The sequence below is a fragment of the Providencia sp. PROV269 genome (genome assembly GCF_028477785.1).
Lineage (GTDB): Bacteria > Pseudomonadota > Gammaproteobacteria > Enterobacterales > Enterobacteriaceae > Providencia > Providencia rettgeri.
In genome coordinates this window covers 17254-29748 of sequence record NZ_JAMPLV010000022.1, presented here as the reverse complement: position 1 = coordinate 29748, position 12495 = coordinate 17254, and the positions used below count along the sequence as shown (strand labels likewise).

11 protein-coding genes are annotated in these 12495 nt (G+C 42.0%); 6 read left to right on the top strand and 5 right to left on the bottom strand.

All coding sequences use genetic code 11. The features are described from left to right. Positions 1-138: 138 nt before the first annotated feature. The 5 genes from PR683_RS19755 to PR683_RS19735 all read left to right on the top strand — a co-directional run bounded on the left by PR683_RS19755 (position 139) and on the right by PR683_RS19735 (position 4844). Positions 139-291, top strand: coding sequence for a transposase (locus tag PR683_RS19755; protein WP_162617350.1), 153 nt, complete (start codon positions 139-141; stop codon positions 289-291). Between the two features lie 646 nt (positions 292-937). Beyond that, positions 938-1204, top strand: coding sequence for a hypothetical protein (locus PR683_RS19750; protein ID WP_272571766.1), 267 nt, complete (start codon positions 938-940; stop codon positions 1202-1204). 15 nt (positions 1205-1219) lie between these two features. Next, a complete protein-coding gene (locus PR683_RS19745; RefSeq protein ID WP_272581951.1) occupies positions 1220-2863 on the top strand; it encodes an inverse autotransporter beta domain-containing protein in 1644 nt (547 codons plus the stop codon). Positions 2864-2913: 50 nt separating this feature from the next. Continuing rightward, positions 2914-3684, top strand: a complete 771-nt coding sequence (locus PR683_RS19740; protein WP_196720029.1) for a ZirU family protein — start codon at positions 2914-2916, stop codon at positions 3682-3684. A 92-nt stretch (positions 3685-3776) separates the two neighbouring features. Next, positions 3777-4844 carry a hypothetical protein gene (locus tag PR683_RS19735; protein ID WP_196720030.1) on the top strand — a complete coding sequence of 356 codons (1068 nt, stop codon included), beginning with the start codon at positions 3777-3779 and terminating at the stop codon, positions 4842-4844. Positions 4845-4941: 97 nt separating this feature from the next. Here PR683_RS19735 and ubiA read toward each other — a convergent pair whose 3' ends face one another. The 3 genes from ubiA to pgi form a co-directional block, all read right to left on the bottom strand. After that, the gene (gene ubiA / locus PR683_RS19730; RefSeq protein ID WP_272575976.1) at positions 4942-5796 is read right to left on the bottom strand and encodes a 4-hydroxybenzoate octaprenyltransferase; all 855 of its coding nucleotides are present in this window, start codon (positions 5794-5796) and stop codon (positions 4942-4944) included. A 151-nt stretch (positions 5797-5947) separates the two neighbouring features. Then, positions 5948-6451, bottom strand: a complete 504-nt coding sequence (gene ubiC / locus PR683_RS19725; RefSeq protein ID WP_004915228.1) for a chorismate lyase — start codon at positions 6449-6451, stop codon at positions 5948-5950. Between the two features lie 335 nt (positions 6452-6786). Continuing rightward, on the bottom strand, positions 6787-8433 hold the full coding sequence (gene pgi / locus PR683_RS19720) for a glucose-6-phosphate isomerase (RefSeq protein WP_117163064.1): 1647 nt from the start codon (positions 8431-8433) through the stop codon (positions 6787-6789). Between the two features lie 369 nt (positions 8434-8802). Between pgi and lysC the strand changes: the two genes are divergently transcribed. Continuing rightward, positions 8803-10179: a lysine-sensitive aspartokinase 3 gene (gene lysC, locus PR683_RS19715; protein ID WP_004915235.1), complete on the top strand. Its 1377-nt coding sequence runs from the start codon at positions 8803-8805 to the stop codon at positions 10177-10179. A gap of 61 nt (positions 10180-10240) precedes the next feature. Here the strand turns inward: lysC and PR683_RS19710 are convergent, their stop codons facing one another. Together PR683_RS19710 and PR683_RS19705 are read right to left on the bottom strand one after the other, a co-directional pair. Next, the gene (locus PR683_RS19710; RefSeq protein ID WP_109913079.1) at positions 10241-11716 is read right to left on the bottom strand and encodes a tetratricopeptide repeat protein; all 1476 of its coding nucleotides are present in this window, start codon (positions 11714-11716) and stop codon (positions 10241-10243) included. 163 nt (positions 11717-11879) lie between these two features. After that, the gene (locus PR683_RS19705; RefSeq protein WP_181937095.1) at positions 11880-12470 is read right to left on the bottom strand and encodes a hypothetical protein; all 591 of its coding nucleotides are present in this window, start codon (positions 12468-12470) and stop codon (positions 11880-11882) included. Between the last annotated feature and the right edge of the window lie 25 nt (positions 12471-12495).

Here is a 12495-nt window from a genome sequence, read left to right as displayed (position 1 = left end):
GTAAAAGGGGTAATGTTATTCACATTACCCCTTTTATTTAATAGAGCTAGCGCTAACAATAATCTATGTCCTAAATAATTCGAAGTGCCGCACCAATGATGAATTGTTTTTTGAAACCACTGAGTTCGATTAATCAAGGTGATGTTGCTGAATTATTTATCTGGTATTATCTCTGAGCATCGCTTCGTTAAAGAAATCCAAACCAATGGCGCTTACTTTTGGTTCCTATATATAGGACTCACTGAAAAAGTATCGAATTCCACCACACTAACCAAAACAGCCAATACCTAATATTGATAGCTAGAAGGATAGGCGATTTTTATGTGTATTCAATATTATTTTAATAAAAGAAAAGCCGCCAAAACCCAACATAAAAAATTGATAAATAACAAATAAATTCAAAAAAACACACAGTTTGAAATATGGTAAATATCAAAAAATAATTTCAATTCATAATAAATTATCATTTCTTAATTAATCCCACTCTCTATGACTTCTTATTTAGTCCAAACAAGTACGTTCACATTATCAATCTAAATATATAAATTTCACCGCAAGACGAAATGCAATCATTGAGTCGAGTATTAACATCCACCACCAAAATGAGGCATTAGATTACATAACTGAAATTTATAACAGCAACTCAATATCTGCTTATCTCACTCTATTATTGGTGTTTAGCACCTTTGATAGTTCATTTATTCACAATGGAAATATCCTAATTATGGAAACAACGACTTAAAGGAAGGAATAAAAGGAATAAATAAATGATTTTTGGTATTAACCGTTACAGTATCAAATCATCTCAGATGCCCTTATTGATTCCCGTTTTACTGTCCGTATCCATCATACCAACTGGTTCAGTCTTTGCTACTGGGTTTGTAGATGGAATCAAAGTGAAGCCTTACACCTGCAGACAGGAGAGACCGTTCACAGTGTGGCTCATCAATACAATCTGACGGTGGAGGAATTAAAAACATTAAATCAAAAACGCAATTTCGCCCGCGCTTTTGAACAACTTTCAGCTGGAGATCAAATCGATGTACCAAGCACTTACATCGCTAATACGACAGATAAAACGACGAAGAAAGGTGTACAAGTAAACGACTCAGATAGTGAAATTGAGAACTGGTTGGCCCAAACTGCCCCTAACTTTTTCCAAGCGATGAACACACAAAGTGCAGAGGAGTACCTGACTAAATAGGCCAAGGATATGACGGTGAGCACAGCGTCATCAACCATGGAGAGTTGGTTAAATCAATATGGTACCGCACAAATTAGTGTACAGCCGGGAGATAAACTGTCACAAAGTACGCTGTCTGCCGACATGCTGTTACCTGTATATCAAAACCCAGATTGGCTGGTGTTCACCCAGTTAGGAGGTCGGAACCTTAATGATCGCACCACCCTAAACTTAGGAGTGGGCGCTCGTCGGTTCAATGAGCAATGGATGTATGGCGTCAACACCTTTTATGACGCTGATATTACAGGTGGGAACAGCCGACTCGGTATTGGCGGAGAATTGTGGTCCGATAATCTACGCTTTTCAACCAATGGTTATCTGCGACTCAATAACTGGCATCAGTCACGGGATTTTGACGACTACGATGAACGCCCCGCCAACGGATTTGATATGACCGCCAGTGCTTGGTTGCCATCTTATCCACAACTTGGTGGCAAACTGAAATATGAACAATATTTCGGTGATGAAGTGGCAATGAAAGGTAAGGACTCTCGTAGTAAGTCGCCAAAAACAATGACTGTAGGGTTGAATTACACACCTATTCCATTAATTACCCTTGGGGCTGACTGGCGAACAGGACAAGGAACTGATGATCTGCAACTTCAGGCACAACTGACCTATTCATTCGGTGTGCCTTGGAAAGACCAAACATCATCGAGTTCAGTTGCTCGCCTGCGTTCGCTCTCAGGCAGCCTAATGGCACTGGTTGAGCGCAATAACAACATTGTACTCGAATACCGTAAACAGGATTTGATCAGTTTAATACTGCCGCAGGAAATCCGTGGTCGAGGTGCCAGCCTACAGTCACTGAGCGCTATCTTAAAAGCGAAATATGGTGCTGAACGTGTGAAATGGGGAATGCTGACAGAGTTTTCATCCAACGGTGGGAAAGTACAGTCTGTTGGCAAAAGTTTAACAGCTTGGCAAATTCGCCTACCTGCTTGGCAGGCGGGTAAAAGCAATACTTATACCCTAAGTGCTATTGCATGGGATGGAAAGGGAAATGCATCAAAACCGGCCTATATAAAAGTGATTGTCGACGCAGGGTTTTCTAACCGCTACTCAAGTTTGACGGTTGGATCAGGTGTACTGAATGTCGATCAGTCGGAGGTATTAACGCTGACGATGCGGGATGAGCAGAATGCACCGATGACTAAATTGGCTTCATCGATTCAGTTGCCGTTCGCCTTCACGACACAAAAAGGCGGGTCATCACTATCGCCTTCGCAAAGTGGCGTTAAGTTGGAGGCGTTGAAAGAAACGGCACCGGGTGTTTATACCACCACCATCACCACTGGAAAATTGCCGGGCACCCTCATTTTTAGTCCGAAGGTAGAGGGGATCAATCTAGCGTCAACAAAAATAGAAGTGATGGCAGCCCCCGTAGGATTACAAATATTTCATAACGGCAGTGTTATAAAAAAGCGCCCCGTCGTTGGGGATGTCCTAACAGCAACACCAGAGTGCCAAGTCAACTGCATTTTGCCGACAGCTTGGCAATGGGAAGTGGAGACAATACAAGGATCAGGACAGTATCAAGCGATTAATGGCGCTACAGCCATGACATATACAGTCACCGCAGACACGCAAAAACGCAGGTTGCGAGCGACCGCACAATAAATACGCCTATAGGGCAACTTAATAAATTTAAAATATAAGGTAATAATTAGATGAGCAACAAAAATCAACAAACCCCAATGATCCGCAAAAACAACCTATCTGTCCTGATTGCGGGAGCCGTGTTAGGCATGACTTTTGGTACATCGGCACTCGCTGCCACGACTCAGACTCCGATCTCGATAACCTCCCCAGCAACAACTGCGGTTATTGGTCATGCACCAGAGCTAAAAGCGGGTACCATCACGGCCACAGATAAGAACAATGACGGTGTATTAGGTGAGAATGATGAGTTGAAAGCGTCAGGTTTTGACTTCAGTGATAAAGACAACGATACACTAGTGTCTATCGTCTATGAATGGCATGACGGCAAAAATGTTATTGCAGGGCAAACGAGCGACATGCTGAAACTGACATCGGCATTGTTAGGTAAAAACATTACCGTTAAGGCCGTCGCAAAAACGGATCCAGCTAAGACGGAGCCGTCAGAGAGTGTAGCCGTAGCAGCAGCAACCTTCATCGATATCGGTGGTAAGACAATATTGGGCGGCACTAATATCCCAACAGTGAATGGCAATATCGTGAAATCAGTAACTATTTCGGGTCTCACTGGAGCTGGGTCACGACCGCTGGTTGGTGATTCGCTGAAAGCAAATGTCACCTGTCACGGGACTTGTGATAATAACCTGACTTACAAGTGGCAGATTCAAGACTCTGTGAATTCGAGCAAATACACAGATATTTCAGGTGCAACCACAGCAACATACACGGTTAAGGGCACAGAGCAGAAACGTAAAATTCAGGTTATCGTTTCGAACAAATAATCACTATCCCCCGCAGCGAAACATTTCGCTGCGGTATTTTTGATAATAAGCCCCCATAACACACTGCGATAACAGAAGAGGATATTCATAAAATGGCAGAGAGGACAAAAATTATCCCCCTTATTCGTCTGATAACGTTGGCAGCAGGATTGGTCATCGTAGGAGGCGTATCCGCTTCTGTGATCGAAGTCAATACCCAAACGCTTCCCGTTATCGGTCATGCACCTGTCGTGACTGATGTTCAATTTAATAATAAGACACCCGCCGTTAATGACACGGTCACCGCTGATCCAAAGATAACGGATGCAGATAAGGATGCATTAGAAACATCACTTTTTCAATGGAAACTCGATGGTAAAAATATTTCAGGAGCCACGCAAAATAGCTATAAACTCGTCCCCGGCGATGGCAATGGAAAACAACTGTCGGTCGAGGTCACGCCACAAACCGACCCTAAAATCACAGAACCAGCAACTGGCGCTATATTCACTTCATCAACTCTCACTACTAGAGGGCTGGCACCAGAAGCTCATGATGTGAAAATTGATGGTCAGCCAGAGCCTGGTAGATTACTGACCGGAAATTATCGCTACCATGATGGGGACAGCCCGAGCGATCCTGAGAGTGGAACCAGTTTCGAGTGGTTCTGTTTGCGTAACAAGAATCATCAGGCGATATCAACAAGCAGAACTTATCACATACAAGATGCAGATATAGGGTGTGAAATTTATTTCAATGTCATCCCTCGCTCATCAAGCGGAACACCGAGTACAGGTGCGCAAGTTCAATCGAATAAGGTCACTGTAGCTAAAGCAATACCATCACATCTAGTAGAAATATATAACGGCAACCAAATAGGGAATCGCTCCGGATATGGGTACAATATGGTGATAAATTATTCGCACCTCGGTTATGGCAAACCGATATCAATAATCATCAGTGAATACAGGAACGGAAATATCAGTGCGGTAAATAAGTATCAGGTTGGTAAGAAGACTCACATTGGTTCAATTGTTACTGACGACGGAAACACTATAAAGTTTGGAAATAATGCAAGCTCCAGTATCGGGGAAACTATTTATCTTGTGGTCCGCATTGATTTTCCAAACGGCAAATTTGCCCACGCGACATCGCCTAAAATAGTACTGCAGCGTCGGTAATTTGCTCACTTAAAACCCTAGCCATTTGGTTAGGGTTTTTCCAGACATTGAGAGGAAAAGCTGAAAAGCATGCTCCTGTTAATCGTCAACAACCTGTTTACCAATAACTCAAAAAAATTCCGACAAATAAGATAAAACCAACATAGTTATTATTCATAAAAGCTTTAAAACAGGGAGCACGCTCTCTATTGACCATCAGTTTTTGCTGATAAACAAATAACCCCACAACCAGCGCCAGAGAAAAATAGTAAATGCTCCCCAGAGCAGCCAATGATCCCACAGCCACCAGCAAGCCGACCATCAGTAATTGCAGTAACCCAATAATTAATTTGTCATACTGGCCAAATAAAATGGCTGTTGATTTCACGCCGATTTTTAAATCATCGTCACGGTCAACCATGGCATATTGCGTGTCGTAAATCACTGACCAAATAATATTTATGAAAAACAATACCCAGCATACTAACGGGAGTGTTTCACCCACCGCAGAGAAAGCCATTGGAATCGACCAGCCAAATGCTGCGCCCAGTACAACCTGAGGTAAATGACTGACTCTTTTAACAAAAGGGTAAATCCATGCCAAAGCAAGCGCCGCAATGGACAACCAAATTGTCATTGAATTGAGTGTCAAAACTAGCAGAAAAGAAAGGCCAACGAGGCTAGCAAACAATATTTTTGCTTCTTTTTCTGTCACGTCACCACTCGGGAGTGGGCGATGTTTAGTCCGCTCTACGTGGCCATCAAAATGACGGTCAGCAAAGTCATTAATAACACAACCAGCTGCACGCATAAAAAATACGCCGGCAGTAAATACAATTAAAAGATGTAAACTTGGCGTACCTTGAGCCGCAATCCATAATGCCCAATACGTCGGCCACAATAGCAACAGTGAACCAATGGGTCTATCAATACGCATTAAACGGCTGTATGCATGCCATTTACTGAGCGTCATACTTCCCTCCACTTTGTCGTGCTCCTTTTCGAATTCCATCATACTTCAAATTGGGTATATTTTAATACCACCAACCTCTGCAACTTACTGATTTATATTTGTTGGCATAGTGTCATTGCAGAAACCTGAAAATTCAAAATACTTAGGATAGTTAACGATATGCAGGTGATTCAGGTAAAAATATTTCGGTTAATAATAAGGGTTTATCCGATAATCTTAACCGAGAACAACGTACCCAACGGTTTGCGCAAGAACCAATATGAATATAATCTCGAGTTAAGCTGTCACGGCTAAATAAATAACGCCCTAACGGCATTCTCCCAATATCCACCAGCTGCTGGTCATCATCAGTCAGTGTTTCTTCAGGGATTACCGTTCGGCCCAGTAACCAAGGGATACCATCTCCATACATGACAACTTCTCTGACCCAATAACGCTGGCTTTCAGGTAAAGACTGCACTTCATCCGCACTTAGCTTATCTTGCGATACATAGCGCTCTAAATAAGGTATCACGGTAACTTGCTGGCTATGTTGCTCAAAACGTTTTGTCATGGAGCCAAGCTCTAATAGCCAATCTAATACATTGGCAGGCACTATTTTATCGTTCTCCGCCAGCCAGTGAATCGGCTGAGAAGTAAAAAGCGTTTCATCCATTACTTAAAATTCCACCATGAATAACATGGTTATGATTTACTGTATTTCTTACACAATAGGATATCACGTTGTTTTACGACAAGGTTAAAGTTAGCTAACAATTTATATAAAAAGTCACATTTTCAACACAAAATGTAAAAATATAGTGAAAAGTTTTTTAAATACTAGCTAGTTATCGATAATAATAAAATTCATTAATATCGTAACAAACTAGATTTATTTGCTTGAAAAATAGTCGATTAAACAATCGTTCAATTAAACAAAATGTCGACTAAACAATATAAGGCAGGAAGCTCCTACCTTATATTGAAGTATTTAAATAATACGTTAGTAATTTATCGCCAAGCTTTATAGCTATTAATCAAACCATTGGTTGAACTATCATGGCTGCTGACTTTTTCACTGTTTTCTAATTCAGGCAGAATGCGGCTCGCTAATTGTTTACCTAATTCTACGCCCCATTGGTCAAACGTGAAGATGTTTAAAATCGCCCCTTGGGTGAAAATTTTGTGCTCATACATGGCAATCAATGCACCTAACGAATATGGTGTAATTGATTTCAATAAAATAGAGTTAGTTGGACGGTTGCCTTCAAACACTTTATAAGGCGCAACATATTCCATATCTGCTACATTTTTACCTTGTGCAGCAAATTCAGCATCGACCACTTCACGAGTTTTACCAAATGCTAGTGCTTCGGTTTGCGCAAAGAAATTCGATAACAATTTTTCATGGTGATCCCCTAACGGGTTATGAGTTACCGCAGGTGCGATAAAATCACATGGGATCATCTTCGTTCCTTGGTGGATCAACTGATAAAACGCATGTTGGCCATTGGTTCCTGGCTCCCCCCAAATAATTGGACCAGTTTGATAAGTAACAGGTTTTCCATCACGACCAATATATTTACCGTTCGACTCCATATTGCCTTGTTGGAAGTATGCGGCAAAGCGATGCATGTATTGGTCGTATGGCAGAATCGCTTCAGTTTCTGCTTCAAAAAAATTGTTGTACCAAATGCCAATCAAACCCAACAACACTGGGATGTTTTTTTCTAATGGAGTTTGGGTAAAATGTTTATCCATCGCATGGGCGCCGCTCAATAATTGAACGAAATTATCAAAGCCAACCGATAAAATAATCGATAAACCAATTGCTGACCATAATGAATAGCGGCCACCAACCCAATCCCAGAATTCAAACATATTGTTGGTATCAATACCAAATTTCGCAACTTCTTCGCTATTCGTTGAAAGCGCCACAAAATGCTTAGCAACTTGGCTTTCATCTTTTGCCGCAGCCAAGAACCAATCACGAGCAGAATGCGCATTAGTCATGGTTTCTTGCGTTGTAAAGGTTTTTGACGCAATTAAGAACAATGTCGTTTCTGGATTCAGTGTTTTCAACGTTTCAGCGATTTGCGTGCCATCCACATTAGAAACAAAGTGCATATTTAGGTGGTTTTTGTATGGTCGTAGTGCTTCTGTCACCATAAATGGACCAAGGTCAGAACCACCAATACCGATGTTCACCACATCAGTAATCGCTTTACCGGTGTACCCTTTCCAATCACCGCTGATAATGCGCTGACTAAATTGCTGCATTTTATCCAATACCGCATTCACTTCAGGCATGACATCTTTGCCATCGACATAAACAGGGGTGTTATCGCGGTTGCGCAAAGCAGTATGTAATACCGCACGGTCTTCTGTACGGTTAATTTTCTCACCTTGGAACATGCTGTTGATAGCGCTTTCTAGCTCTGTTTCTTTTGCTAAGGCTAATAAATGTTCCAATGTTTCTTGTGTAATTCTATTTTTGGAGAAATCCACTAAGATTTGACCATCGAACGTCGCCGAAAAATGAGTAAAGCGGTCTTTATCCTGTGCAAACAAATCGCGCATATGAACATTTTTCATTTGCGCAAAATGTTGCTCTAGCGCCCGCCATGCAGCCGTTTGGCTTGGATTAATACTTCTCATGGATAACACTCTCCAAATAATATTAAATAGAAATAGATTGTACCCCGTCACGAAAACGAGACTTATCGGTTTTCTGCGTTATATTGATATTCCCCAATTCCGTCGCACTTTTCCAGACTTAATTACCCCTTTTATTGAAATACGCACTTTCAATGCATACCATTTAAAAAATAGCAGGTATACGCTCTCAATAATTCAATGAACGCAGTCAACACCCACACAGCTTGAAGTATGACGAGTATATTGAGAAAACCGATAATAAATTACCTATCATTAGAATTACTGATTTACTTCGATTCTTGATTGACGCAATCCCATTTACCCGATAAATCTATATAAAGATTAGGTTTAACCAAAGGGATTGACACCATGAATACCGCAGCGCCTTCAACAGACAACCATCAGTATGTTATCGCCAAATTTGGCGGCACCAGCGTCGCTAACTTTGAAGCGATGAACAACAGCGCCAATATCGTTCTTTCCAACCCAAATGTGCGAGTTGTGGTACTTTCAGCTTCTGCTGGCATTACCAATTTATTAATCGAACTGGCTGAAGGCTGCGATGCGGATAAACGCAATGAACTGCTGAAAAAAGTGAAAGATATTCAATATGCAATTATTGATAATCTACAAACAGCTGATGTTATTCGTGAAGAAATCAATCGGTTACTTGATAATATTGCACATTTAGCTGATTCGGCTGCTTTAGCCACTTCCGATGCATTAACGGATGAAATGGTCAGCCATGGCGAATTAATGTCAACCTTACTATTTGTTGAAGTACTACGCCAACGTAATGCTAATTCCCAATGGTTTGATGTACGCAAAGTGATGAGAACGAATGACAGCTTTGGTCGTGCTGAACCAGAGCTAGCTCAGCTAAAAACATTGTCAGAACAACAACTCATGCCGCGCCTTGCCGAATCGGTTGTGATCACCCAAGGGTTTATTGGCCGTGATGAAAAAGGCCGCACGACAACGCTTGGCCGTGGTGGAAGTGACTACACTGCCGCTCTGTTAGCTGAAGTACTTAATTTATCACGTGTCGATATTTGGACTGATGTTCCTGGAATTTACACCACAGACCCTCGCGTCGTACCGAGTGCCCAACGGATTGATGAAATTGCTTTCGATGAAGCCGCTGAAATGGCGACTTTTGGTGCAAAAATTTTGCATCCAGCGACACTCCTTCCTGCAGTACGTGCCGGGATCCCTGTTTTTGTTGGTTCAAGTAAAGCTCCCGAAGCTGGCGGTACCATTGTGTGTGATAAAACCACTAATCCACCACAATTTAGGGCATTAGCACTGCGCCGCAAACAAACGCTACTCACCTTACACAGCCTAAAAATGCTGCATGCGCGAGGCTTCTTAGCGGAAATTTTCACCATTTTACTGCGCCACAATATTTCAGTGGATTTAATTACGACGTCAGAAGTCAGTGTTGCACTAACCTTAGATACAACGGGTTCAACGGGAACTAACGGCAGCTTACTCACCAATGCGCTGATGACAGAGTTATCCGCATTATGTCGTGTCGAAGTAGAAGAGAATTTAGCGCTCGTCGCAATCATTGGTAATGAGCTGTCGCAAGTGAATGGCCTAGGAAGGCAAATTTTTGGCGCACTTGAGTCATTCAATATTCGCATGATCAGCTATGGCGCAAGTAGCCACAATATTTGTTTATTGGTTCCTGGGAATGATGCTGAAGAGATCGTTCGTACCTTGCACAGTAACTTATTTGAATAGTGTCGAAGTTTGATCAAAATACCAAAAGGCGATCATCACGATCGCCTTCTCTATTATAAAATTAATCCCTTCCCGTATTTTTACTGGGTTGCGCAACACTGTTGGTGTATTGCAACATTTTGCCCGTCACACCTTTATTCTGTGTTAAAAGCGCTAAATTTCCTTTTGCTGTTTCATTACCGAGTTCTACTGCTCGCTCAAACCACATTACCGAACGGAAAATATTTTTTTCGCCCCCCTCGCCTCGTGCATACATCACCGCAAGGTTATTTTGTGCATCGCTGTTCTTTTTAAATGCCGCTTTTTCCAGCAATTGCCGAGCTTTCTGTGAGTTTTTCGCTACACCCGTTCCCGTTAAATAAAAGATAGCTAACTGGTTTTGAGCTTCGATGCTATCTTCTTGTGCCAGTTGCAGCCAACTCACAATTTTATTGACATCCACATTTTTCAACTCACCAGACACATACATCTTCGCTAACTTAATTTGAGCTGCATTACCATCACTGTTAGCAAGTGACATATACCATTCAATGGCCTTTTCAGGGTCTTTTTTAACGCCACCTAACCCTTTTTCATAGAATTCAGCCACTTTCATTCCTGCATCTTGGGATTTGTTTTGTGCCGCACGTTCATACCAGATAAAGGCTTCAGCGAGGTCTTTTCCAACGCCATCACCTTGTTCATAGGCTTTCGCAATCGCCAGTTGGGCTGCAATACTATTTTGTTGCGCAGCGCGTTTATACCAGTACATCGCTTGGTAGCTATTCTTTTCTATTGCACTATGGCCTTCTTGATAAAAGTCACCCATATTCACTTGTGCTGTCGCAGAGCCCATATTGGCGGCTTGGCGATATAAGTAAATCGCCATTTCGTCGTCCGGCTCTACACCTTCGCCATTTTCATACATCACCGCTAAATTATTCACAGCGGCAGCAATATTATTTCCCGCACTTCTTTCATACCATTCTCTCGCCTTTTGGTAATCGGTATCACCACCTAGCCCATCATGATAAAACAGTCCCATCGCAAACTGTGCGTTAGCGTGTTCTTGCTCTGCGGCCTCTGTATACCATGCTTTCGCTTGTTTTAAATTTCGCTCTACCCCAATACCATGTTCATATAAGTAACCCATCGCATATTGGCAATAAGCATCGCCTTTTTCGGCACCTCGGCGATACCATTGTTCCGCTTGCTGGTACTTTTCCTGATTGTGCAACAACATTCCAAGGTAGTAATCGCCATCTGTATTATCTCGGTCAGCTACCTTTTTAAACCAACGATAAGCCTCTTGCTCATTGGCAGCTAAAAACTCAGTCCCATCCATATAAGCAAGCCCAACATCCACCATCGCTTCTTCATCTCCGGCATTTGCTAGTTGCAATTTTGCTTTGAATTCATCAGGAATTGGCGTACTTTTAGGCTGCGCCTGTAGCGCATTTGGCTTATCTTTCGCAGAAGGTGCTTCAACGGTATTGCCAGCTTGCGCAAGAGAAATACCGCTAACATAGAGAACTAACAGAAAAGAACGTAATTTCATCACCATGACCTATTTATTGGCGTTATCTCATTAACATATCATTCCAATAAATAATTCATAAGGGATGTTAGCTGAAAAAGTAGAATAATAGGGAAATTATTCAGAAAATGGAGGAGACGCCGGCTCTTGCTGAAACTTTTGTCTCCGAAATAAACCCCAGAGCTTAATTAACGCGGTAACCACCATGTTTACTGGCAAATAAATTAAATTTACCCCACTCAATTAACAGAGCTTCCAATGTGCGGTGGCTGATCTTACACAGTTCAGAGATCTGAGAAACAACAAAGTGATTTTCGCTCACCAGTTCTGGTGAAAACACTTCCGCAATCCACTCACACTCTTTCGTGGTCACCAGCCAACCGTCATTGGTCGAAAATTTATGTACGGGTACCATGCCGTCTTTAGGGCTTTCTTGGGATAACAGTTTATTTTCATCAACTTGGGCTTGATGAAAAGCAGCGATTTCTTCCTCTGAAGGGACGGGTTCTACCGCTAAATTCTCTTCTAAAAACAGGTAAATTTCTTCTGCTCTTGCCGGTGTCAGCTCGCTTTTTAACCAGATTTGATTAAAACAGTGCTCATTCAGTGAATCATCGGTATCAAGCTTATCCATGATCTGTAAAACACTCATCATGGCGCTCACCGCGTCTTCACTCATCATAAACGTTTCAGGCGCAGCACTGTTTTGGATCTGATAAGGAAAAACCGCCGAGCGTGGCAGTTCTTCTTCAATAATAAATTCATAGCTCATCATTGGACCCCTCTAATGTATTACCTAT

Coding starts and splice junctions, on each gene's coding strand:
- PR683_RS19740 (WP_196720029.1), top strand. CDS start 2,914: ATGAGCAACAAAAATCAACAAACCCCAATGATCCGCAAAAACAACCTA.
- PR683_RS19735 (WP_196720030.1), top strand. CDS start 3,777: ATGGCAGAGAGGACAAAAATTATCCCCCTTATTCGTCTGATAACGTTG.
- ubiA (WP_272575976.1), bottom strand. CDS start 5,796: ATGACGCTCAGTAAATGGCATGCATACAGCCGTTTAATGCGTATTGAT.
- ubiC (WP_004915228.1), bottom strand. CDS start 6,451: ATGGATGAAACGCTTTTTACTTCTCAGCCGATTCACTGGCTGGCGGAG.
- pgi (WP_117163064.1), bottom strand. CDS start 8,433: ATGAGAAGTATTAATCCAAGCCAAACGGCTGCATGGCGGGCGCTAGAG.
- lysC (WP_004915235.1), top strand. CDS start 8,803: ATGAATACCGCAGCGCCTTCAACAGACAACCATCAGTATGTTATCGCC.
- PR683_RS19710 (WP_109913079.1), bottom strand. CDS start 11,716: ATGAAATTACGTTCTTTTCTGTTAGTTCTCTATGTTAGCGGTATTTCT.
- PR683_RS19705 (WP_181937095.1), bottom strand. CDS start 12,470: ATGATGAGCTATGAATTTATTATTGAAGAAGAACTGCCACGCTCGGCG.